Annotated in this window: 19 protein-coding genes and 1 CRISPR repeat array; of the genes, 3 read left to right on the forward strand and 16 right to left on the reverse strand. The window is 72.1% G+C overall.

Annotated features, from left to right (window positions below; all coding sequences use genetic code 11):
* Positions 1 to 54 precede the first annotated feature (54 nt).
* A complete protein-coding gene (locus FH609_RS06070) occupies positions 55 to 219 on the reverse strand; it encodes a hydrophobic protein (RefSeq protein WP_405378829.1) in 165 nt (54 codons plus the stop codon).
* 125 nt (positions 220 to 344) lie between these two features.
* Positions 345 to 1,547 carry an RtcB family protein gene (locus FH609_RS06075; protein WP_139666131.1) on the reverse strand — a complete coding sequence of 401 codons (1,203 nt, stop codon included), beginning with the start codon at positions 1,545 to 1,547 and terminating at the stop codon, positions 345 to 347.
* Positions 1,548 to 1,905: 358 nt separating this feature from the next.
* Between FH609_RS06075 and FH609_RS06080 the strand changes: the two genes are divergently transcribed.
* Together FH609_RS06080 and FH609_RS06085 are read left to right on the forward strand one after the other, a co-directional pair.
* A complete protein-coding gene (locus tag FH609_RS06080) occupies positions 1,906 to 2,550 on the forward strand; it encodes a DUF6879 family protein (RefSeq protein ID WP_139666132.1) in 645 nt (214 codons plus the stop codon).
* Between the two features lie 127 nt (positions 2,551 to 2,677).
* The gene (locus FH609_RS06085; RefSeq protein ID WP_226961437.1) at positions 2,678 to 4,579 is read left to right on the forward strand and encodes a tetratricopeptide repeat protein; all 1,902 of its coding nucleotides are present in this window, start codon (positions 2,678 to 2,680) and stop codon (positions 4,577 to 4,579) included.
* A 21-nt stretch (positions 4,580 to 4,600) separates the two neighbouring features.
* A CRISPR array of direct repeats spans positions 4,601 to 5,609; the repeat unit is 29 nt; unit sequence GGGAACATCCCCGCACGCGCGGGGAGCAG.
* A gap of 110 nt (positions 5,610 to 5,719) precedes the next feature.
* On the opposite strand, the gene cas2e is transcribed toward FH609_RS06085, so the two are convergent.
* The 12 genes from cas2e to FH609_RS06145 form a co-directional block, all read right to left on the reverse strand.
* Complete coding sequence (gene cas2e, locus FH609_RS06090) at positions 5,720 to 6,085, reverse strand: type I-E CRISPR-associated endoribonuclease Cas2e (protein ID WP_139666133.1); 366 nt, start codon at positions 6,083 to 6,085, stop codon at positions 5,720 to 5,722.
* Positions 6,082 to 7,044: a type I-E CRISPR-associated endonuclease Cas1e gene (gene cas1e / locus FH609_RS06095; RefSeq protein WP_139666134.1), complete on the reverse strand. Its 963-nt coding sequence runs from the start codon at positions 7,042 to 7,044 to the stop codon at positions 6,082 to 6,084. The genes cas2e and cas1e overlap by 4 nt, the downstream gene beginning before the upstream one ends.
* Complete coding sequence (cas6e, locus tag FH609_RS06100; RefSeq protein ID WP_139666135.1) at positions 7,041 to 7,763, reverse strand: type I-E CRISPR-associated protein Cas6/Cse3/CasE; 723 nt, start codon at positions 7,761 to 7,763, stop codon at positions 7,041 to 7,043. The genes cas1e and cas6e overlap by 4 nt, the downstream gene beginning before the upstream one ends.
* Positions 7,763 to 8,527 (reverse strand): type I-E CRISPR-associated protein Cas5/CasD, encoded by a 765-nt coding sequence (gene cas5e / locus FH609_RS06105; protein WP_139666136.1) that lies wholly within the window; start codon positions 8,525 to 8,527, stop codon positions 7,763 to 7,765. The genes cas6e and cas5e overlap by 1 nt, the downstream gene beginning before the upstream one ends.
* On the reverse strand, positions 8,524 to 9,762 hold the full coding sequence (gene cas7e, locus FH609_RS06110; protein WP_139666137.1) for a type I-E CRISPR-associated protein Cas7/Cse4/CasC: 1,239 nt from the start codon (positions 9,760 to 9,762) through the stop codon (positions 8,524 to 8,526). The genes cas5e and cas7e overlap by 4 nt, the downstream gene beginning before the upstream one ends.
* A 58-nt stretch (positions 9,763 to 9,820) precedes the next feature.
* Positions 9,821 to 10,711 (reverse strand): type I-E CRISPR-associated protein Cse2/CasB, encoded by an 891-nt coding sequence (gene casB, locus FH609_RS06115; protein ID WP_226961438.1) that lies wholly within the window; start codon positions 10,709 to 10,711, stop codon positions 9,821 to 9,823.
* 65 nt (positions 10,712 to 10,776) lie between these two features.
* Entirely contained in the window at positions 10,777 to 15,450 is a 4,674-nt protein-coding gene (gene casA / locus FH609_RS06120) for a type I-E CRISPR-associated protein Cse1/CasA (RefSeq protein ID WP_139666138.1), read from the reverse strand.
* Between the two features lie 768 nt (positions 15,451 to 16,218).
* A complete protein-coding gene (locus FH609_RS06125; RefSeq protein WP_139666139.1) occupies positions 16,219 to 17,766 on the reverse strand; it encodes a polyamine aminopropyltransferase in 1,548 nt (515 codons plus the stop codon).
* The gene (locus tag FH609_RS06130) at positions 17,763 to 18,200 is read right to left on the reverse strand and encodes a DUF350 domain-containing protein (RefSeq protein WP_139666140.1); all 438 of its coding nucleotides are present in this window, start codon (positions 18,198 to 18,200) and stop codon (positions 17,763 to 17,765) included. Before FH609_RS06130 ends, FH609_RS06125 begins: the two co-directional genes overlap by 4 nt.
* A gap of 98 nt (positions 18,201 to 18,298) precedes the next feature.
* Positions 18,299 to 18,718: a DUF4247 domain-containing protein gene (locus tag FH609_RS06135; protein WP_139666141.1), complete on the reverse strand. Its 420-nt coding sequence runs from the start codon at positions 18,716 to 18,718 to the stop codon at positions 18,299 to 18,301.
* A complete protein-coding gene (locus FH609_RS06140) occupies positions 18,715 to 19,215 on the reverse strand; it encodes a DUF2617 family protein (protein ID WP_139666142.1) in 501 nt (166 codons plus the stop codon). The genes FH609_RS06135 and FH609_RS06140 overlap by 4 nt, the downstream gene beginning before the upstream one ends.
* Positions 19,212 to 19,877, reverse strand: coding sequence for a DUF4178 domain-containing protein (locus tag FH609_RS06145; protein WP_139666143.1), 666 nt, complete (start codon positions 19,875 to 19,877; stop codon positions 19,212 to 19,214). Before FH609_RS06145 ends, FH609_RS06140 begins: the two co-directional genes overlap by 4 nt.
* 464 nt (positions 19,878 to 20,341) lie before the next feature.
* Between FH609_RS06145 and FH609_RS06150 the strand changes: the two genes are divergently transcribed.
* Complete coding sequence (locus FH609_RS06150) at positions 20,342 to 21,355, forward strand: ArsR/SmtB family transcription factor (RefSeq protein WP_139666144.1); 1,014 nt, start codon at positions 20,342 to 20,344, stop codon at positions 21,353 to 21,355.
* A 31-nt stretch (positions 21,356 to 21,386) separates the two neighbouring features.
* Here FH609_RS06150 and FH609_RS06155 read toward each other — a convergent pair whose 3' ends face one another.
* Together FH609_RS06155 and FH609_RS06160 are read right to left on the reverse strand one after the other, a co-directional pair.
* Positions 21,387 to 22,217 (reverse strand): ABC transporter, encoded by an 831-nt coding sequence (locus FH609_RS06155; protein ID WP_139666145.1) that lies wholly within the window; start codon positions 22,215 to 22,217, stop codon positions 21,387 to 21,389.
* Positions 22,218 to 22,228: 11 nt separating this feature from the next.
* Positions 22,229 to 23,170 (reverse strand): ABC transporter ATP-binding protein, encoded by a 942-nt coding sequence (locus FH609_RS06160; RefSeq protein WP_139666146.1) that lies wholly within the window; start codon positions 23,168 to 23,170, stop codon positions 22,229 to 22,231.
* Between the last annotated feature and the right edge of the window lie 58 nt (positions 23,171 to 23,228).

The raw sequence follows: 23,228 nt of genomic DNA on the forward strand, positions 1-23,228 counted from the left end.
CGGGGAAGTTCTCACCCGGATGGGCGGAGGAATGCGGAAGCCGGCCGTTATCTGCTACCAGCGGTACCAGCGACCTCGGCGGCCGCCTGCCGTGGCCGGGCGGATCAGGAATCCGAGCACCCAGATCACCAGCACGACGACGGCGATCCACCACAGTGCCTTGACCACGAATCCCAGACCGAACAGCAGCAGGGCCAGAAGCAGAATGAGCAATACCATGCCCATGGTTACCAACCTCCTGAGCTTCGTATGCCCCACCCGCCCCGGGGCACTCCCCCGAATTTCCGAGAAGTTCGGAGGAGCCCCCGGCGCCGGCCCGTTCAGCCCCTGACTCGGGCCCTGACTCAGCCCTTGACGCAGACGACCTGCCGCAGCTGGGCCACGACCTCCACCAGGTCGCCCTGCCGTTCGATGACCTGCTCGATCGGCTTGTACGCGGCGGGAATCTCGTCGACCACCCCGGAGTCCTTGCGGCACTCCACGCCCCGCGTCTGCTCGACGAGGTCCTCGGCGGTGAACCGCCGCTTCGCCGCCGCCCGGCTCATCCGCCGCCCGGCGCCGTGCGACGCGGACTGGAACGAGTCCGCGTTCCCCAGGCCGCGGACGATGTAGGAACGGGTGCCCATGGAGCCAGGTACGATCCCGTACTCCCCGGCCCCCGCGCGGATCGCGCCCTTGCGGGTGACCAGCAGGTCCATACCGTCGTACCGCTCCTCCGCCACATAGTTGTGGTGGCAGGAGATCTCCCGCTCGAACCGGGGCCCGGCCTTGCGGAACTCCTTCCGCACCACGTCCTTCAGCAGCGCCATCATCAGGGCCCTGTTGTGCCGCGCGTACTCCTGCGCCCAGAACAGGTCGTGCCGGTAGGCCGCCATCTGCGGGGTGTCGGCGACGAACACCGCCAGGTCGCGGTCGATCAGCCCCTTGTTGTGCGGGAGGCCCTGCGCGACGCCGATGTGGTGGTCGGCCAGCTCCTTGCCGATGTTCCGCGAGCCGGAGTGCAGCATCAACCAGACCGCGCCCTCGGTGTCGAGGCAGACCTCGACGAAGTGGTTGCCCGAGCCCAGCGAGCCCAACTGCCGCCCCGCGCGGTCCCTTCGGAACGACACGGCGTCGGCCACCCCGTCGAAGCGCGACCAGAAGTCGTCCCAGGCCGCGCGGGTTCCCGCGCCGAAATCGTGCAGCCGCGTGGGGTCGACCGGCTCGTCGTGCATCCCGCGCCCTACGGGGATCGCCTGCTCGATCCGCGAACGCAGCCGCGACAGGTCGCCCGGCAGGTCGTTGGCGGTGAGCGAGGTGCGCACCGCCGACATGCCGCAGCCGATGTCCACGCCGACCGCCGCCGGGCAGACCGCGCCCTCCATGGCGATCACCGAGCCGACGGTGGCCCCCTTGCCGTAGTGCACGTCCGGCATCACGGCCAGCCCGCGCACCCAGGGCAGGGTGGTGACATTGCGCAGCTGCCGCATCGCGCTGTCCTCGACCTCCGCCGGGTCCGCCCACATGCGGATCGGTACCCGGACACCGGACAGTTCCGTGTACGCCATGGCTCCCCCTTGTTCCCTACGGTCAACCGCCGTGCGTCAACGGTCAGTTGACGGGCGGTCGCGACGCTCGTCGGCCGCTCGGTCACCAATGGTGACGCCTGGGCCCGGGCCACGCACAACCAGTTTTCCGGGGCGCGGGGCGGGAGGGGGCGCGCGGGGGGAGGTCACGCGTGCTTCCCCCGAAAGGATGAAGGAGGAACGTTCGGCTGCCACCCGTGGCAAGAGGAAGGCACAATGCAACGTCGATTCACGGGACGCCACGCTCCCCAGACCCACCGCATACATGCGCGCTCCGCCTTCTCCTCCCTGCTCCTCGAAAAACTTCTCCCTCCCACTCCTCGCAAAGGTGATATCCCGGATGCCTGACCTCGAAATTCCCCCGCTCGACCTGGAACGCGGCGTCCGGATGAGCTGGTCGGAGTACCAGGCGGACTTCGCTGAGGTCGATGCGCGCGTGCGCGGCCATGACTCCTGGAAGTTGGAGCGCGCACAACACTTCGAGGAATCCACCAGCTCCCGCCAGGCGTTGAAGGACGGCGACTGGGAAAGGGCGCTGAGCCTGCTGGACGAGGGCCGCGGGAAACTCGCCCAGTACGCGGAGGAGGACCGGCGGAAGGGTTCCTTCTTCCATCGGGTGCGCATCGTCGAGGAACCCCTGACGCCCTATCTGCAATGGGAGTTGCATTCGCTGCGCATCTCCGTCGAGTACGGCGAACGTGTGCGTGTGGTGCCGGGCGCCCTGGTGCGGCAGTGGGAGGCGGCCGGGCCGCTGCCGGAGGTGGTGGTGCTCGGCGGGTTGGCGCTCTACCGGGTGAACTACACGCCCGAGGGCGTGCCGGCGGGCGGCGTCCGGCTCGACGATCCCGAACTGGTCGCGGCCTGGGAGGCGTTCATCGCCACGCTGTATGAGCGCGGCGAGGATCTGGCGGACTATTTCGACCGGGCGGTGGCGCCCCTGCCGCCGCCCGCGCTGCCCGGGGGGCGGGACCATCAACCGGCCTGAGGACACCCAACCGGCCGAGCCCGGTGCGAACGCCCGCCCCGGCGAGAACGCCCGCCCCGGCGAGCCCGTCGCCGCGTCCGAGGCGCTGCACCGGTTTCTGGGCGCCCTCGGGGTGCGGCCCGAGGGCGTGCCGGCCGACCAGGACGCCGCCGCCGCGCTCTACCGCTCGTTGCTGGCCGACCGGCGGATGCTGATCCTGCTGGACAACGCGGCCACCGTCGCCCAGGTGCGGCCGCTGCTGCCCGGGACGGCGAGCTGCCTGACGTTGATCACCAGCCGAAGTCGCCTGCCCGGCCTGGCGATTCGGGACGGCGCCCGGCGGATCACGCTGGGCACCCTGCCCGAGGAGGAGGCCGTGGCGCTGCTGCGCGCGGTGACCGCCGAACACCGGCCGGGGGACACGCCGGAGGAGCTGGCGGAGTTGGCGCGGCTGTGCGCCGGGCTGCCGTTGGCGCTGCGGATCGCGGCCGAGCGCGCGGTCGGCCGACCGCACCTGGCGCTGCGGGAGTTGATCGCCGAGCTGCGGGACCAGTCCGCGCTCTGGGAGGCGTTGAGCACCGGGGACGACGAGGAGGCGGAGGCGGTGCGGACCGTCTTCGCCTGGTCCTACCGGGCGCTGCCGGAGGCGGCGGCGCGGCTGTTCCGGCTGCTGGGGCTGCACCCGGGCGCGGACGTCGGGCTGGGTGCGGCGGCGGCGCTGGCCGGGCTGGCCAGGGCGCGCACCCGCCAGCTGCTCGATGTGCTGGTCGGCGCCCACCTGTTGGAGCAGACGGCGCCCGACCGTTACGCCTTCCACGACCTGTTGCGCGCCTACGCCAGCGACCAGGCCCGGCGCGAGGAGCCGGCGGAGGGGCAACGGGCGGCGCTGCGCCGGCTGGTGGACTGGTATCTGGGCCTGGCCGTCGCCGCCGCCCGGTGGCTGAGCCCGACGGAGGAGTGGGCCGCGCCCGAGCCGGCGGAGGCGGCCGTGGCGACGGCCCTCGCCGAGAGCGGCTTCGCCGACTACGACGCGGCGACGGACTTCGTGGAGCGCGAGTTCCCGAACCTGGTCGCCACCGTTCCGCTCACCGCCCGCCTCGAACGGCCGGACCTGGGCTGGCGGTTGGCGGCCGTGCTCTGGGACGCCCAGCCGCCGTCGACCGGCACCCTGCTGTGGCCGCCGGCCGGCCGGGCCGGCCTCGAACTGGCCCGGGCCGCGCGGGCCAGGGACGGGCAGGCGATGCTGCTGACCGACCTCGGGATGGCGCACGTCGGGCAGAACGAGCTGGCCGAGGCCGTCGCCCGCTACCGGGAGGCGCTGGCGCTGTGGCGGGACCTCGGGGACCGCGCCGGCATCGCGGACGTGCAGAGCCTGTTGGGCCTGGTGCACCTGCGGCGCCGCGAGCTTCGCGAGGCGGCGGCCAGCTTCGACGAGGCGCACGCCGTCTTCCGCGCGGTGGGTCCGCCGCACCGGGCGGCCACGGTGCTCGCCAACGTCGCCACCGTCCGACTGCGGGCGGGCGAGCTGCCGGCGGCGCGCGAGGCGGCCGAGCGCGCCCTGCGCGAGCACCGCGCGCTGGGCGACCGCCGGGGCGAGGGCAACGCGTTGCACGTGTTGAGCGAGGCGCTGCGCGAGCAGGGCGAGACGGCGGCGGCGCTGGACGCCGCGCGGTGGGCGGTGGGGATCGCGCTCGACCTGCGCGACCTGCGGCCTGAGGGCTACTGGCTGTTGACGCTCGGCGCGGCCCAACTGGCCGCCGGCGAGCCGGCGGAGGCCCTGGTCTCCTACCAGCGGTCGGCGGCGCTGCACCGGCGGTACGGTGACCGGGGCCGGGAGGCGTTGGCCTGGCAGGGCGCGGGTGAGGTGTACCGGCGGCTGGGCGACGGGTGGCACGCGGCGCTGGCGCTCGCCGCGCTGGCCGACGCGCTGGCCGGAACGGACGCGGCGGCGGCCCGGGAGCGGCGCGCGGAGGCGCTGCGGCTGATGGGCGAAGCGCACGACGCCCGCGCCCAGGCCCTCCGGGAGCGCCTGCGCCGCCCCGGCGGATGAACCGCCGGAGGCGGACAGCTCGGCAACGTCCCCGCACACGCGGGGAGCAGCCACAGGCGAGACGGGGGACGTTTTATGGGCGGGGAACATCCCCGCACGCGCGGGGAGCAGTCTTGGAGATTCCCTCGTGCCTCTCGTGCCTCGGGAACATCCCCGCACGCGCGGGGAGCAGCTCCGGTGCCGAGGTGCGCGGCGGGCGCACCCGGGAACATCCCCGCACGCGCGGGGAGCAGCCTGTCTCCTGGCCTCGGCCCACGCTGATCCTGGGAACATCCCCGCACGCGCGGGGAGCAGCGGTGGCTCACCATCGCCGCCGGCCTGAAGGAGGGAACATCCCCGCACGCGCGGGGAGCAGGTGGGCGCAGGACGTCCGCACTGCGGCGGCAGAGGGAACATCCCCGCACGCGCGGGGAGCAGTCCAGCGGCGCGTAGCTCTCGCTGGTGCGCTCGGGAACATCCCCGCACGCGCGGGGAGCAGGGTTGGGCTGCCGACGGCGCGGGCGACCCAACGGGAACATCCCCGCACGCGCGGGGAGCAGACTGTGCCCCGCCGCCGCCCCGGCGCGGGGCCGGGAACATCCCCGCACGCGCGGGGAGCAGAACCCGCCGGAGAAGATCCACAGCCTTAGGGCGGGAACATCCCCGCACGCGCGGGGAGCAGGGCGCGGGCGTTCCGCACATGGCGGCCCGTGGCGGGAACATCCCCGCACGCGCGGGGAGCAGACGATCGGGTGGAGCTGCTGACGCCGGATGCTGGGAACATCCCCGCACGCGCGGGGAGCAGCGAACTCGACGCTGGGACGTTGCGGCGTCACCGGGGAACATCCCCGCACGCGCGGGGAGCAGCCCCGCCGCGTACGTCATCCGGTACGTCAACCAGGGAACATCCCCGCACGCGCGGGGAGCAGGCAGCGGAGATGCGTCCACGGAGCCAGACCTGAGGAACATCCCCGCACGCGCGGGGAGCAGAAGACCGTGGGGCGGCACTCGTTGTACCGCTCGGGAACATCCCCGCACGCGCGGGGAGCAGAGTTCGTGACCTGCGGGTTTATCGGCGGGCGGACCGGATTTTACTTACTTTACCTTGAACCCCCATAAGGGGTAGACCGGGTGTTTCTCCGCCATACCTCGTCAAACCTCTCACCTCCCGAAGCGGCGGCGTTTAGCGGCCTTGCTCCACCCCTGCCGGGGCGGTTGTGGCCCAGCTTGAGGTGTGCCGGGCGTATCCGGTGACCGCTCCGGGCGGTGGATGAGGGTCAGGCCCTCGTGGTCCTTTGGGTGCCACGCGTGGTCGTGGGTTCTGAAGCTGAAGCCCTGCTCGTTGTCGGCCTGGTACGCAAGGAGCGCCCTGCCCTTGCCCGAGTAGGTGCGCACTTCCTCCCAGAGGATGTCCCGAATGCGCGCGTTGGGCGCGCCCAGGAAGACGCCGGGGGAGATCTCCAGCAACCAGCGGGTGAGGAAACCACGTAGCCCGGCAGGGCAGTTCGCGAGGATGATGACCGTCACCAGATCGGTCCGTCCGCGTCGATCATGGCGTTTCCGTGGTTTCGGCCGGCTGGGACAGCCGATCCGTCGTCCGTCTGGAGGCGCACCTCGTCTCGTTCGGCATCCGAACCGGCGTCGTCGTACCGCAGCAGCGTCTGGATGTCGGAGACGCAACGGTCCAGCAGTCCGGTCCTGTTGATGCGCTCGCGCAGCGCTCGCCGGGTGCGCGAGGCCACGTCCTCGTCCCCCTCGGCGGCGGCGTCGAAGGCGGCCGGGATGCCCACCTCGGTCTTGTAGAGATCGGCGATGTCGTAGACGAACGAACGCTCGTGGCCGGAGTGGACGAAGCCCAACGCCGGCGAACACCCCAACGCCGCGACCACAGCATGGGCGACCCCGTACATGCACTGGGCGGCTGCTGTGATGCCCTGGTTCGGGGCGTCGGCGGCGAGGAAGTCGTCGGGCCGGTACTCCCGGCGGCGCCAGGGCACGCCGGTTCGGGCGGACTCCCGGCGGTAGCAATCCCGGACCCGGCGTCCCTCCATGCTCAACAGGTCCTGTCTGCTGCGCCCTGAGGTGTCCTCGCCGGGAAAGCGCATCCGGTACATCTCGCGGGCGACCTCCAGGCGGGTGCGGCGGTTGGACCAAGCCGTGGCCTGGGCTTCGGCGAGCCCGGACGAGCGGGACAGTCCGCGACCGCCCGCGTAGAAGCGCACCCCGTGCTCACCGACCCAGACCACTCCGGCCCCGCTCTCGCCCAGGACGGACATGGCCTGGTGGGTGACCCGGGTGCCGGGGCCCAACAGCAGCACGCCGATCGTGGCGGACGGGATGTGGGTGACCCCGTCCGCGTCGGTCGCGGTGATCGCGTTGTCGTCGCGGTGAACGGTGCAGCGCTCCAGGTAGAGGAACGACATCCGGTCGCCGATCCGGCCCAGTTCGCGGGGTGTCGATGCGCCCCGACGGCTGACGGTGCTCATCCGCGTTCCACCGGTGCCAGGGTGATCAGGCCGCAGCCGTACGCCTTGGCCTTGCCGAGCCCGTGCGTGAGCGTCCTGCGAAACTTCGCGAGGTCGGTGATCCGCAGCCGGCCGTCGAAGGTGACGCGGGTAAAGCGTACTTCCGTCCCGCGTTGGCGCTCGTCGGACCGGTGGAACCGGAGGGGCTGGTGGTCGCGAACGATCAACTCCAGCCCGTCGTCGTGCTCGTTGGCCCGGCGTTCCGGCGGGCGTCGAACGATGTCGAAGCCGGCGCGTTCCCGCTGCTTCATGAGCCATCCCGTCTGGTGACGCGCGGTGCGATGGGCCGTGCGCTTCGTCGGGATGTCCGCGCTGTCCTCGGGGCGACGGATGTGGTGCACGGGATTCGCGGTGAGGCGGAAGCCCCAGATGTCGCCCTCCCGCAGGTCATTCAGGAACTCCCCGTAGAGGAACGTTGACCAGCCGGGTGCCTCCAGGGTCGGCCAGCCGGCCTGTTCCTTCAGATGGGTCAGGTCGGGGCGTTCCGGGCTGACGATGTACAGCTTGGTGTCGGCCGGATGCTCGCTGTCCACGCGCCAAAGGACGCGGGGCCCCTGCCCGTCCCGGGGCTGGGGGTCAGGGAAGGCCATGTTCACGGCGCCGTGCATCTGGTGTGGTGAGGCGAGGAGCCGGCGGGCCCCGGGACGCCCGGTGTTGAGGCGGAAACGGGTCAGGTACATCAGTCGTTCCTCGGCGAGGCGGAGCCGGGGGCCAGCGGGGTGAGCCCGGCCACGGGGTCGTGGTGCGGCGAGCGCGACGGCGTGGGGTCGGCGGGTGTTGGAACGAGTTCGGTGCGCACTCCGCGCGGACCGTATCTGCGGTGGCGCGGATCGAAGCTCAGCGGTATGTCACGGACCGAGTGGTCGGGGGTCTCACCCGCCGGGCAGTCCACCCACAGGTCAAGTTCCTCGCGCGGCTCCGAACCGGCGTCCCACCGGGCGGTGTTCGCCAGCCGATCCCTGTACCACTGCGCGGCCTGCCAGGGAGCTTCGCGCAGGGCGTCCTCCAACGCGGCGTCCACCGGCGGGCCCATGGCGATCGGGCGGGACGGCGGGCAGGACCGCCGCCCGAGGAAGGGCAGGAAACCCGGCTCCTCCAGGGCGGACTGCAGCGAGAGCAGCAGCTCCCGGTCGCCCTCGACGCCCGCCACGAACACCGCGTCCGACAGGTAGAAGCGGACCGAAACCGGCATCGCCTTGCCGGAGTCGGCGTGGTGCGCGGTGTGGAAGTCCCGCACGCGGGTCCCCGGTTGGTCGACCCGCACGCCGAAGCGCAGGGCGACCAGGTCGGAGATGTCGGCCGTGCGGGGGCGGCTTTGCGCCGCCGCGAGCAGGCCGATGACGCCGCTCTTCGTCGGTGCCCTCTCCGTGCCGCGCCGGGCGAACCGCGAGGAGGAGCCCCATGCCTGGAGTGGACCGGCGAGCCGCAGCAGCAGCACGCTCATGCGTTCGCTCCGAGTCGCCCCGCCACGTGGTTGCTGACCTCGGCCACCAGGTCGGCGAGGCCCACCTCCGTCACGTCGGTCAACTCGGCCAGCGCCTGGGTTTCGGCCCCGACGCGCAGCAGCCAGGCGGGCTCGTCCCTGGGCAGGCCGTAGGCGCCCTCGACGCTGCGGATGTGGTCCGCCAGCCGCACGCAACTCTCCTTCAGATAGCCCCCGTCCGGAGTGGCCGGCACCGGCTGCTCGAACGCCCCGACAAAGCTGATCGGCCGCCGCCCGCGCACCTTGACGAGCACGGCGGCCGGCAGGGTCTGGTGACCGAAGGAGTTGATCTTGCCGCTCGGCAGGGAGGTGACGAACGCCTCGACGAAGGCGGCGGCGGCACGGGCGGCGGGAGGGCCGTCGTCGCCGCTCAGCTCGCCGCCCAGGTTGCGGTGCAGGGCGTCCACATCGACGGCCGCATAGCGGTAGAGCGTGGCGGAGTTGAAGTCGATGGTGCCGATCATCCCGGCGCCGCTCTCCCTCTTGTCGCCCTCCTCCTTCTCGCCCCTCTTCTTGTTGAGGTCATCGATCGCCGTGTAGTAGTCGGACTCCACTTCCGCGCCGTGCACGCTGAGCGCGTGGGCGACCTGGGTGGCGGCGTCCACATTGAGGTCGGCGGAGTCGGCGACCATCCGGCCGAAGAGCGCGATGTCCACCGAGTGCCGCGTGTTGACCGCCTGCCGGGCCCTGGCCTTGTTCTCCCTGGTCTTGAGGAACCGCTTGAGTGCGTCCAGGTCGCCGTCCGGCGCCCCTTCGAGCGCTAGTTCCGCGAGCGCGTCGAGCTGCCGGCGGCTCAGGAACACCAGATAGGACGACTCGGGCGGAGCCTGCTCCTCTTCGGGCTCCGCGTCCTCCTTCTTCGCCTTCCGCTTGGGCACAGCGAGCGTGAGGCCGGTGGCCGTTTGCAGCGTCTCGGTGGCCAGCGCGACAGCTGCCTCGCGGTTGAGCGTGGCGGCGCGGTCCGCGATGCGCTCGGCCAGGGCTTCGGCGACCTTCCTGGTGCGCACCCCCAACTCCGAGGCGGGCAGCAGTTCTTCGAAGGCTTCGCGGGTGGCGCGCTTCCATGCCTGGCTGGACACCCGCGCCCGGCGCACGCCCCCGTAGGTCGCCGACTTCGGGGTGCCGGTGTCGTCCCGATTGAGGTTGCTGGGCGGCACGGTCTGAAGGATGTGAATGTCGATGATGGTGCGGGCCATGATGCGATCTGTCCGTTTCGTTCTGAAGAGGTGGATGGGCGGTGGCGGCTGCCGGCGACTACCCGCTGATGTCGAGGGGGACTTCGGGCTCGACCTCGGCCGCCTCGGCCCGCTGTCGTCCCTCACTGCGGTACGCGTGGTGGAACTCCCTGCCCCACCAGCGGCACACCTCCGCCCGCTGGTGCGGGTACTGCCAGCGCCACAGCTGATGGGCCAGCCGCCCGTAGTCGAGGGGAACGCGCTCGGCGCGCATCAGCAGCACCAGATCCCTGAGCCGGACGGTCAACGACTCGAACGACGTGGCGGTACCGACGCGCACAAAGCGCTTACGCACCGGGTCGCTCAGCCTCTCCTCGGCGGAAGCGTCCGGTCCGCCACGCGAACGGCCCAACTCCCGCACCGCACGTCCGAGGGTCCAGGACGCTTGGTGCATCGCGTCGTCCCGGATGGACTGCTGGTGCAACGCCCACAGCGTGACCGCGAGATGGACGGCCTCCTCCTCCCGTGCCCACTCCTTCTCGTCGCTGAGCAGCCTCCGACCGGCGCTCTCTCGATCAGGCGCGCCGGCGAGGCGGAGGTCCGCCAGCAGCGGGTTCAGCGCTGCGGCCTTCTCGGCCGCCGTGATGCCCTCCGCGATGGCGCCGGCCTCCGGGTCGGGGTCCAGAGGGGTCGCCTCGGACCCCTCCGGCTCCGGGGACGAGCCGACGAGGTCCTTTTCGCGCAGTTCGGCCAGCTGCTCCAGGGCACCACAGCCCCAAAGGGCTGGCGAGGAGTGGACCGAATGGCCAACACCGCGCCGAAGCCGGGCCAGCGTCGCGACGGCGCTGGGGTCATCGTTCCGGTAGCGGCCCTGAAGGGGCAGGATATAGCGGACCGTTGCCAACGTCGGTCGGCTGGCGCGGCGTTCGGGCGGCCGCGCCACGTTCGGGGCGGGGGAGGGAGCCGTCATCTGAGAGACCTCTTCTCGTCTCCGTTGTCATGTGGTGGTCGAAGGGGGTGGCCAACGCTCGGCCCTCAGCCTTGCTCGTCACCCCGAGGAAGGGCCTGGGTCAGTCGCCGACGGAAGTGCACCTCGGCCCAGGCGGCGTTCACCCAGATCCGGCCGACGCCCGGCACATCGGCCTCCCGGCCCTCCAGCGCCGCGCGTCCGGTCGAGTTCAGCGACTCGCGGGCCAGCCGCTGGAGTTGGGCTCGCGCCGTGCCCCGCCACCGCTGTCGGTAGTCGGTCAGATCCATTGCCTCGCCCAGGCCCGCGAGCCAGCGCCGGTAGGGGCCGTCCAGGGCGCCGAAACCACGGTCGCGAGCGGACTCCTCGGCGGGCACCGGATCGGAGCCCGCCGCCCGCGCCAGGTTCGCCGCCAGGTGCCCGAGGGCCCGAACCGCCCGATCCGCCTCGGCCACCGCGTCGATGGCCTGTCCGCTGTAGGCCCTGTCCGCTTGGTGCAGCACGAGCACCGGCAGCACCAGATGGTCGTCCACGACCTCGTCGATCACCGACTGCTGCGTCCCGTACACCGCGCCCACCGTCCGCACGCGGAACACCCCCTTGCTGCTCACCTCGCCGTTGGTGGTCAGCAGGGACAGCCACTTCACGATCCCCGACGGCAGGCGTTCGTCCGGCTCGCCCTTCTGCCCGGTGGTGGCGACGCCCTCGACGGAGGGCAACATGCTCTCCAGGCCACGCCACGCCGCCCGGTCTGGATCGTGCTGGCGCGGCATATAGACCAACGGGCGCCGCTGCTTCTTCTCCTGGGGCCTGCTGCGACGCCACCCGGTCATGGGCTCCAGGGTCCAGGGAGCCTCCACCTTCAGCGGGTCGCCGTAGCCCAGGACAACACCCGTCACCGCGTCGCCCTCCCAGTGCAGCCGCACCCGCCGGGACTGCCAGGTGTACAGGTCGCGCAACCCGCCGGGACGGCGGGGCCCGCCGGACGGCCCCGTGAACTCCCCGGGACCGTAAGGAGGATGGCGCCAGGCCGGCAGGTCCTCGCCCGCATGGCCGACCGGCTTGACGATGTCCTCGTCGAGGGCGATCAGGTTGAGCAGCAGCGTCTGGCGGAGCGTGGCCCCCTCCGCCACCACCCCGCCGAGACCGCCCACCGAGCCGACGCCCAGCGGGTAGACCTTCCCCGCCTTCGCCCGCTCGTCGCCCCGCATCCCGGACTTGATGCCTGACACGTCGAAGGCGTGGGCGTGCACCAGCCAGCGCGCCGCCTCCGCGAAGGTCAGCCGCTCCACCCCGGGCTGTCGCATCGAGAAGAATGGCTCGCCGGCGGGCACGTCGGCCACGATCCGGTTGAGCGAGGACACCTCGCCCTTGGCCGTCTCCAGCCCCGCGACCTGGAAGAAGGGCCGCTCGGGATGGAGCAGGTCGAAGGCTTCCCGGTGCTCGTCGAGATACCCGGGCACGGCGGCGAACGGGTCCCGCGCCTGCCACAGCTCTTCCCAGTCCTCCACCGTGGCCGGGCCGTTCAGCGCGTCGTAGAGGATCGCGAGCAGCAGCCGCAGCAGCGCGATGTCCTGGGTGGCCAGCTCTCCCACCAACCGGCGTGCCTCATCGGCGCGCGCGAACACCTCGCGCAGCGACACCTCCCGCACCAGGCCGTCCTGGCCCAGTACTGGCAACCAGGGCTCGCTGGTGAGGTCGAAGGTCTCCGGTCCGTCCTCGTCCACGCCGCTCACCCCGCTCCGCGCCTCGACACCGGGCCCTTCGACACCGGGCTCCTCGACCGCGCTCCCATCGCGGCCCCCCACCTGCGCACGTTCTCTCTCCCTCACCTCGTGCCTCGCCCCCTCTCCCGAACGGGCGGCGGCAGCTGGGGCGTTCGCCGGCAGAACCCGCAAACCGTCCCGCTCGCTGTACCGCAGGAGGAACCCTGCCAGACGGGTCTGACAATCCTCGTCCAGAACGAGAATCAGCTCCCCGGCCAGCCACGGACACTCCTTCACCTGCCAGGCGGGAACGACGAACCGCTCCAGCTCCTCGATGGTGCGGTCGATCACCCAGGGTTGGGTGAACTGCCACGGCAGGGTGAGCGCACTCGCCGCCACCGCCTCCGCCGCCCGTCGGTCCGGGGGAAAGTCGCGCGGCAACTCCAGTCCCCCGCGCCCCGGGTCCAACCAGGGAACGGTGGTCAGCCGACCGTCCCCGCGGCGCTGGACGACCAGCACCTCCAGGCTCTCCTCGCTGTCTCTGACCTGCGCGCGGCCCCTCGGGGTGTCGTCCGCGTCCCCCACGCCCGCGTCCAGCCAGCCGAACACCGGCCGCCCCGCCCGCCGCACCGGCCCCAGCAGAAACGCCTCGGCCCGCTCCCGTTTCTGGCTCAACAGCCTGTCGTGCCGTTCCCTGGCCGAACGCACCGACTCCTCCCATCCGGCCGGGATCTCGAACGAATCGGCATAGGCGGCCTGCACCAACGGGCTGATGTCGTCAGGCAGTCGGATCGGCTCGCCATCGAGATGGGGCGTGAGCGCGGCGAGCGAACGCAGCAGTGGATACAGCTGGTACACACCGACCGAGCCACTGATCGGCGTGGGTGGGGTCGCACGCCAGTTGCTGACCCCCGTCACGAGACAACGGGGGCGCGCGAGCCGGGTCGGGCGCTGGCGCGGGTGTCGATGCAACCGTCCCATGCGCTGCAACATCAGGTCGACCGGGGCGAGATCTGTCACCAGCAGGTCGAAGTCCACATCAAGGGACTGCTCGACGACCTGGCTAGCGACCACGATGTGCGGTCCCGCCGGCCGTTCCCCGTCCCGCCCGAACATTTTTCGCAACCGCGCGTCCCTGCTGGCCCGGTCCGCCGCGAGGAACCGCGAGTGCGCGACGGTCACCGCCTCGTCGCCGAACTCGGCCGTCAGGGCGTCGGCGGCCTCCAGTACGCGATCCACCGTGTTTCGCACCACGAGCGCGCAGCCGCCCTGGTCCAGCTCGCGCCTCAACCTTCCGACGAGTGCCGGCAGGTCGTCGTCCAGACGTTCCAGGGATACCGCGACCTCCCGCCCGGCGGCGGCCGGCGGCTCGGCGACCACCGCCGTGGTCCCGGGCGCGACGGCGGTGAGCAGCGGATAGGAATCCCCCGAACCGGCATCCGTCGTCGCCGTGTTGACGGTCCTGGCATAGGCGGCTGCCAGTTCCTGCCGCCGGTTGGCCGGCAACGTCGCGGAGAGCAGCACCACGGGTACCCGGTAGGCGGCGAGCCACTCCAGGACGCGATCCAGATACCTGTTCATATAGGCGTCGTAGGCGTGCACCTCGTCGATCACCACGACCTTGCCGGCGACCGCGAGATGCCGCAGCGCGAGATGCCGACTCTTCAGGCCGGCGAACAGCACCTGGTCGATGGTGCCGACGGCGAACGACGCGAGCAGGGACTTCTTGCGCCCCCGCAACCACTGGTGTGCGTGCAGCCCGGCGGGTTCCCGCCGCACATCCCCGCGCACCCCGACCCGTTGACTCTCGCCGTCCAACTCGACCGCACGAACAGCCCCTTGGCGGCCGTCGCGCAGCATCCCCGCCCACAGCTCGTTCAACGCCGCCTTGCCATGGGCCAGTACGAGGGAACGCGGCCCGTCCTGCGGCAACCGCTCCAGCCAGTCGATGAGTCGGGGGAACATCGCGTCGCTGGTGGCCCTGGTCGGCAGTGCCACCAGCAGACCCCCGGCCCCCGTGCGGGCCGCCAACACCTCTGCCGCAGCGAAAGCCGCCTCGGTCTTGCCCTCGCCCATCGGCGCCTCGATCACCAGCAGGCCCGGCTCTGCCATCTCCCGCGCCAGCCGCACGGCCTCCGCCTGAACCGGCCTGATCCGCGAGCCGCCGGGCAGATCGAACCGCTCCGCGAACAGCGTGGCCGCCGGCAGCCTCGGCTCCTCGGGCGTCCAGGGCCCCGGCAGGTCAAGTCCCTCCCAGGCCGCCCTCAACCGCCGCGCCTCCCCAACGGGCCCCGCCGGCTGCCAGGACCGCGGATCATAGGGAAACAGCTCCGCCGAGCTGGCGATCCAGTCGGAGACAATCACGATCGCGGTCAGGACCACCTGCGCCGGCTGCGGAAGCCGCACGGCCCGCCAGCCCGCGAAGCGCTCGCCGACATCGGCCAGTTGGGCACACGCCTCGATCAACTCGTACTGAACGGCCCGCCATCGCTGCTCGGCCGCGCCCTCGTGCCGCAGGAGACGCGGCCTGAGTTGCAGCGCGTGTATCTGCTGGTGCTCCGGCGGCGTTCCGTGGTGTCCGCCCGCGACGACGGCGAACTGCCCCGACGCGCGGGGGCCCCAGCCGTGGCGCTCCTGGAACCACTCCTGGAGCAGCAGTTGGCCGGCGAGCCCGTGCGGAGCGAGCCGGCGGTCCGCGCCGTACCGGCGCGCGGTCTCCATGTCGAGACCGGCGTCGCGCATCGTGTTCGCCAGGCTGTCCACCTGACAGGCGAAGGCCGGGGTGGCCTTCCCGACGTCGTGGGACGCGGCGAGGAAGACCACCAACCGCCGTGCGTCGTCCTCGCCTTGGGGCAACGCCTCGGCCACGAGCCGCCGCACGTTGTGCGGCACCCAGGCGTCCCACAGCTTCCCGGCCACGGCCCCGCTGTCCGCCATGTGCCGCCACAGCGGCAACCAGTCGTCCGTCGCCCGGTCATGCTTCGCCCAGACGACCCGGGCGGCGGGGGAGAGGGGGGGAAACGAGTGTATGGACATCGTGGTTCGTCCTGGGATCAGTGACAGCCCGGCGCGTACGCGCCGGGCCGCACCAGATTAGTGGGCGGCGCAGGGACGACGCGCCGCCACAGTCAGGCGAGCCTCAGCCGCCGCCAGGGCCGGATCACCGCCACGACAACGACCACGACCCACCCCAGGCGCTCGAGGGCGGACGCCGCCGCCGCGCATGCCGTGGCGGCCACGATGACGGCGTAGCGCGCCGACGGTGGGGGTTGCGACGGCCCCGAGGACTGCGGTTCTGGGGGTGACGTGGGCATGTAAACCTCCTGGGGCGGGACGGGGATAGCCGATCGCGAGCGGCGCGGCCTGAGTCAGGTGCGCGGCTGGGGAACTCGATCCGGGGAACATGCTGACACACGATCAACTGCCATGCAAAAAAGCTAGTTGAGAGATCGCTATAACAAACGGTGCTCCACTATTGGCTGTTGTCCAATATCAGGAGGATCCCCGCTGTTGGCTACACGTCATACCGAGTTCTCGGGGTAGCGAGAAGCGGAGCCCATCCCCACGGACGTGGGGAACATGTGACATAAGGGGCACCACTGGGGACATCCCCGCGCGCGGGGAGCAGAAGGCCCGGCCGGGGTCGAGATCTAGGTAGCCGGGAACATCCCCGCACGCGCGGGGAGCAGAGTTCGTGACCTGCGGGTTTATTGGCGGGCGGAGCGGATTTTACTCACTTTACCTCGCACGCCTGCCACCACCACCTCACCGACGGTCGTGTGGTCAACCCCGCCCGGGCGGGGCTCAGTTGTACTGCCACTCGTCCCGGCCGTAGTCGATGATCACCGGCTCCATCAGGGTGTTGGCGCGGATGTCGGTGGGGCGTTGGCGGTCCGGGGGGAAGACGGCGGAGGCGGCGAGGACTTCGGGGGAGAGGTAGCGCAACGGGGGGACGGCCGGGGAGAGTTCCAGCGGTGGGGGCGTGTCGCCCGGGGAGGCCAGGACATAGCCCCAGTTGCCGAAGCTCGGCACGTCCACCTGGTAGGGCGTGGTCGCCAGGCCGGCCTCGGCGATGCTGGTCTGGATGGACCAGAAGCTGTTGGGCGCGAAGAACGGCGACCCGCTCTGGACGACGACCCGGGCGTCGGGCGCGAGGACGCGGGTGAGCATGGAGTAGAACTCCACCGAGTACAGCTTCGCCGTCGCCGTGTCCTCCGGGTCGGGGAAGTCGATCAGCACCGCGTCCCACGAACCCTCGGCGTCGCGCAGCCAGTTGAACGCGTCGTCGTGGACGACCTGCACGCGCGGGTCGTCGAACGCGCCGCCGTTCAGCTCGCGCAGCGGCCCGAAGCCGGTGCCGAGGTCGGTCATCGCCGGGTCCATCTCCACGAGGGTGACGTCCTCGACGTCCGGGTAGCGCAGGATCTCCCGCAGCGCCAGCCCGTCGCCGCCACCCAGCACCAGCACCCGCCGGTGCGTCCCGGCGAGCGCCGGGTGGGTCAGGGCCTCGTGGTAGCGGTACTCGTCGACGGACGAGAACTGGAGGTCCCCGTTGAGGAAGAGCCGCAGGTCGCGGCCGCCGGTGAAGGCGAACGAGCGGGTGACCACGATCTCCTGGTACGGCGTCCGCTCGGCCAGCAGGATCGGGTCCCGGTAGAGCCGCTGCCGCGCGGTCACCTCGATGTCCTCGGCGAAGACATACGCCCCGCCGAGCAGCGCCAGGATCACCGCCATCGTGGCGAGCAGCCCGGCGCGGACGAAGCGCCGCGTCTGGCGGCGGAAGATCCACAGCACCACGGCCATGCCGACGGTCGCGTTGACGGCCCCGACCACCAGCGCGCCCCTGAGCTGGCCGAACGTCGGCAGCAGCAGCAACGGGAAGCACAGCCCGCCGACCAGCGCGCCCAGGTAGTCGACGGCGAACATGTCGGCGACCGCGCCGCCCGCCTCCTGGCGGCGGATGCGCTGGAGCATCGTCATCAGCAGCGGGATCTCCGCGCCGATCAGCACGCCGACGACGAACGCCACCACCGTCATCGCCTCGGTGTAGATCCCGACCCAGGCGAACAGCACATAGAGCAGCAGCACCGAGAGGCCGCCGACCAGCGCCAACAGCCCCTCGACCAGGGCGAAGGCGCCGACGGCGCGGGCCCGCAGCGGCTTGGCCGCCAGCGAGCCCACGCCCATGGCGAAGACCATCACGGACAGCACGAGTGAGGTCTGGAAGACGGTGTTCCCGATGAGGTAGCCGCCGAGGGCGACCAGGGCCAGTTCGTAGACCAGGCCGCAGGCGGCACAGAGGAAGACCGTGAGGAGCAGCAGGAACCGCGCCAGCCGAGGGCGCGGGATCACGAGAGCGCCGCGCCGACCATCAGTGCGGTGCCGAGGTAGGTGGCGCCGTGCACCCAGGCGGCCGGGTGGGCCTGCCCGTCCCGGTCCTCGAACGCGACCGCGCCCATCGGCCCCGGAGCCAGCCAGCCGATCAGCACGAACACCAGGATCATCAGGACGACGCCGGCGAGGCCGTAGACGCCGGTGCTGACCAGGCCCCAGCCGAGCCCCTCCTCGGACTCGCTGGTGCCGACCGCCCGCATCACCACCCAGCCGACGCCCAGCATCTGGCTGCCGAGGACGATCGCGGCGCCCCGGTTGCGTTCCTTCCACACGACGCGGTCCAGCCGCCCCGGCGTGACGAGGTCGAGGGCGAGGAACGCCACGGCCATCACGGCGAAGCCGACGAGGCCATAGAGGAGAGCCTCGCCGGCGGACTCGAATATGTCCCCCATGGTCTACCTTCCTTCTCTGGGTTCTCTGGGTTCTCTGGGTTGTGCGAGTTGTCTAGGTTCGAATGCGTTGAACCGGGTGAACGGGGTGACGCGGCGGGTCACTTGCCGGAACCGGGGCCGCCGCCACGGAAGTTGTCGCTCTGCGAGGACGACCACCGGTGCCCGACGTGGTTGTGCCAGCGCTGGACGCCCCTGCGGTAGTCCTCTATCTCGATCCGGCTGCCCTGGGGCGAGTTGGGGCTGATGGCGACGATGTCGTCGTCGTACTTCAGGAAGATCTGGTCCTCGCTCGTGATCCGGTCCTCGGCCGACGACTGGTCGTCGATCTCGTCGGCCACGAGGCTCGGCCTGTCCTGCGCGTCGAGATAGACGTTGGAGCCGCTGCCGCGCTGGTAGGTGTCGGCGATCCAGCCGCGCGGCGCGTCGTCCGAGCCGCCGCCGGAGCAGCCGGTCAGCAGGGTGACGGCGGCGGCGAGCGCCAGCGCCGTCGCGCGGCGGAAGGGATGGCGGGACCTCACGGGACCTCCAGGCGGGTTGTGGTCTCCACGATCTGTCCGGCCTGCGGGTAGACGTGCCAGGTCAGCCAGGTGATCACCGGCCCGGAGCGCCGGACGAGCAGCGCCGTCAGGGCGTCGGGCGAGCCGGGGAAGACGCCGTGGAGCGCGGCCGGCTCGCCCGCGAGGCGGTGACGCAGGGCGGCGGCGCGTTCGGTCAGTTCGTCGGGTGCGCAGCGTCGGACGGTGGAGTCGAAGGCGTACTCCCAGCCGTCGATGCGGCGGCGCACGGTGTGCGGCGGGCCCTCGCCCGGCTCTGCCGGCAGGCAGGCCAGGGTCTCGCTGACCGGCCCGGCCAGCACCTGGTGCGAGGCGCCCAGCAGGCGCAACTGGACGGTGACGCCGCCCAGTTCGGTCTCGGTCACGGCCAGCGCCCGGCGACGCGGGCCGGCCAGCGTGAAGCGCAGCTGGTCGGCGCTGGTGTCGCGGTAGGGCGTGGCCAGGCGTATGCCTCCGGTCACGCCCCGCCCCCAGGATGACCCTCCGGGCCGCTCCCCGGGTAGATCGTGAGGGTGCCGCGCGGCACCCGTTCGCCGAGGGAGACCTCCCAGCGGCCCCGGCCCTGCGCGCCGAGGAACCGTTCGAAGGCGAGGCCACGGCCGCCGGGCCCGTCGAAGTCGGCGTACTCGACGCGGCCGGTCGCGCCGAGCCCCGTGGTGCCCTCGGAGCGGTAGTTCGCCGTGCCGTGCTCGGAGCGGTGGTAGGTGATCCCGTCCACCGTCAACGTCTTCTGGTTCGGGAGGAGTTCGGCCTCGCCCCGGTACTCGGACCAGAGCATCACCTCAAGGTCCGGGTCCTCCTCGACGGAGATCCAGCGGTGGCCGCTCTCGGCGTCCGCGCCGCCGTCGTCGACGTTCATCGGGTCGACGAAGTGCTCCGACCAGCTGAAGCCGCCCTCGGTCAGCCGCAGCGAGCCGCGCACGAAGAGGCGCTCGCCGAGGTACTCGACCATGTCGCCGGCCTTCAACGTCCTGGGGTCGCCCCCGGTCTCGCCGTCGGCGGCGAACGGGTCGCGGGGCGCCCGGGGCGCGGTGGCCCGGGGTTTGGCGCGGGAGCGCGCCACGAAGGCGGCCACGACCGCCGCGAGCGCGACGAGTCCGACGAAGGCCAGTACCAAGCCCATGACTTCTTCCCCCGTTGTGCGAATCCGGGCGCTCCCTAGGGGCGCTCGGCGCAGAGTATGGCACGAGAACGGAGCAGTATCGCACGGCGGGGCGCGGCCGTGTCCAATCCGTGCCTCGACGGCGGGACGGGGGTGGAACTCCGGGCCGGGCGGCGCGGGTTGGCCGGCCCTCAGGCCCGTGGGGCCGGCCGCCGCTCGGGGAGTCGTCGACGGGTCGGGTGCGAAGAAGGGGACTTCCGCCCGACACGGCCAACGACTGGTCAGCGGCGCTGGTCAGGCGCCGACTCCCCCCGACCCGAGCGGGGCCGGATGGCCAAGAGTGACGGCAGGACGCGTGGAGGACCAGCCGCTTCGACGTAGGCTAAAACCGCCGGGTAGTCACGAACCGCCGTGCGCCCGGGCCGCGTTGGCCACCAGCCGGCGGTCCCGGGGAGCGCGGCCTGGCGCCACGGGAGGCTTGGCCGATGCGGCTGAGGGTGCGTTTCACGGGGGACGATCTGGGGCGGGTCAGGTTGGCCGCGCAGGCCGATCCGGTGTGGGAGACGGTGCTGAGCGTGCACCGGCTGCGGGACGGCCAGGGGGAGGTCGTCCACGGGCCCTGGCGGCGGTCGTTGCGCGCCTCGCGCGCGCTGCCGGAGAGCCTGCGCACGCTGATCCCGCGCCGGGGCTACTTCCCCGACTTCCTCAACCCGGCGGAGTCCGCCTGGGGTTGGCGGGCGGCGCTGGAGGCGGTGCGGGCCACGCCCCGGCGGCGGCTGGCCGCCGAGCTGGGGCGGCTCCCCGAAGGCCCGGGCCGCGCGAGGTGGTTACGCGGGCTGGCCGACGGCGAGCCAGCCGCGTTGGAACGGCTCACCGACGACCTGGAGCGCTACCACCGCGTCGCGGTCGGCGGGCACCCGGTGTGGTCGGCGGTGCGCACCGCCGTGGACGCCGATCTGGCGGCGCGGGCCCGGCAGTTGACGCTCGGCGGGGTGGACGCGCTGCTGTCCGGGCTGCGCCCGGCGCTGCGCTGGGACCCGCCGGTGCTGGAGGCGGACTACCCGGTGGACCGCGAGGTGGAGCTGGGCGGGCGGGGGCTGCTGCTGATTCCGTCGTACTTCTGCTGGCGGGCGCCGGTGATGCTGGCGGACGCGGCGCTGCCGCCGGTGCTGGTCTATCCGGTGGCGCACGGCCCGGTGGTCTCCGCCGACCGGGCGGCGCTGGGCCGGCTGCTCGGCACGACGCGGGCCCGGGTGCTGGCCTGCGCGGCGGAGAACGGGGCGACGACGGGGGAGTTGGCCCGGCGGGTCGGGATCTCGTTGGGCTCGGCGTCCCAACACGCGCGGGTGCTGCGGGAGTCGGGGCTGGTGCACTCGGTGCGCCGGGGCAACGAGGTGCTGCACACGCTCACCCCGGCCGGCCGCACCCTGCTGCCGGCGCCCCAGGCCCCGGCGGCCCCGACCACGCCGTCCGGCGGCCGGGGCGACCGGTCGCGGTGAGACCCGCGACGCCCCGAGCGGCGGGCCGGGATCAGGCGTCCCTGGCGCGCAGCACCGCGTACCCGGCGGTCAGCCCGGCCGCCGCCCATCCCGCCAGGGTCAGCACGGCGACCGGCCAGGTGTAGGGCTCCGCCGGGTGCGTCACCAGCACGGTCAGGGCCTCGTTCGGGAGGTGGTCGGCCAGGCCGTTGATCGCCTCGTTGTCGAACAGGGGCAGCACGGCGGACAGCACCTGGAGGATCGCCAGCGTCGAGACGATCGTGGCGGCCGCGTTGCGCAGCGCGGTGCCCAGCCCGAGGACCAGCAGGGAGAGCAGGGCCATGCCCAGCGCCGCTCCCGTGGCCGCGTTCCGGAACTCCGCCCCCGTGAAGGTGCCGAACTCCTCCGCCGACAGCTCCGCGACCGGGGTGCCGAGGACGACGAACACGGCCCCGGCCACGGCCGAGACGCCGGCGACGGTCAGCGCCTTCGCGGCGAGCAGCCGGCCCCGCACGGGGACGCTCTGGAGGCTGGTGACGATGGAGCCCGTGGCGTACTCGCCGCAGATCGCCAGCGCGGCGATCACCACGACGGCGACCTGCGAGACCAGCAGCGTCTGCGCCGCGATCTCCGGTGCCGGCGTGGCCGTGTCATGGCCGTTGCGGCCGCTGGCCAGCGCCGAGGCGCCCAGGAGCCAGCTGCCGCCGAGGCTGACGAGCACCGCGCAGCCAAGAATCCATCGCGTGCTGCGGACGCTCGCCAGCTTGGTCCACTCGAAGGCCGTCGCGCCGGCCCACGCGGCCCACGCGGCCCACGCGGCGCGCGCGGCGCGCGACGGCGGCGATGTCGTGGAGGGCGCGCGGGTGGTGGAGAGGTGCGTCATCGTTCTTCCGATCAGGAGTGGGGGTGGTGCGCCATGACCGGCGCACCCTGCGCGCCCTGTGCGTCGGCGCGGAATTCGACGGAATCGGCGGTGAGCCGCCGATAGACGTCCTCAAGTGATTCGCCGGAGAAGGTGAGTTCGTCGAGCTGGATCTCGTTCTCGCGGGCGATCGCGCCGATTTCCTCGATGCGTTCTCCGGTCACCCGCAACCGGTCTCCGACCGCGTCCACCGAAAGCCCGGCCTCGCTCAGCACGCGGCTCAACAGCGCGGGCGACGGGGTGCGCAACTCGGCGCGTCGGCTCACATTGAGCAGTTCGGTCAACGGCCGGTCCGCGAGGAGGCGGCCCCGGCTGAGAATCACGAGATGGTCGGCCGTTGCGGCCATTTCGCTCAGCAGATGGCTGGAGACGAACACCGTGCGCCCCTCGGCGGCCAGGGACCGCATCAGGGTGCGAATCCAGGTGACGCCCTCCGGGTCCAGCCCGTTGACCGGCTCGTCGAGGATCAGCACGGGCGGATCGCCCAGCAGCGCGGTCGCGATGCCAAGGCGTTGCCGCATCCCCAGGGAGAAGGTGCCGATGCGCGCGCCGGCGACCTCCGACAGGCCGACGGCGGCGAGCACCTCGCCGACCCGGCGGCGGCCCATTCCGTTGCTTCGGGCCATGCCCAGCAGATGCGACCTGGCGGGCTGGCCTGGATGCCCGGCGCGCGCCTCCAGCAGGGCGCCCACCGTGCGCAGCTGACAACGGAGTTGGTGGTAGGGACGTCCGTCGATCAGCGCGGCGCCCGAGGTCGCGCGGTCGAGGCCGAGCAGTATCCGCATGGTGGTGGATTTCCCCGCCCCGTTGGGTCCGAGAAAGCCGGTCACCCGCCCCGGCCCGATCTCCGTGGAAAGGCCGTCCACGGCCCGTTTGGCGCCATAGGTCTTGGTGACGGAGTCAAAGGTGATCACGGGATTCCTCCGGTGTCGGGGAGAACCACCGTAGGAATCGGCCGAGGCGGCCGGCACC

The sequence above is a fragment of the Streptomyces sp. 3MP-14 genome, assembly GCF_006334905.2.
Classification (GTDB): Bacteria; Actinomycetota; Actinomycetes; order Streptomycetales; family Streptomycetaceae; genus Streptomyces; species Streptomyces triticirhizae.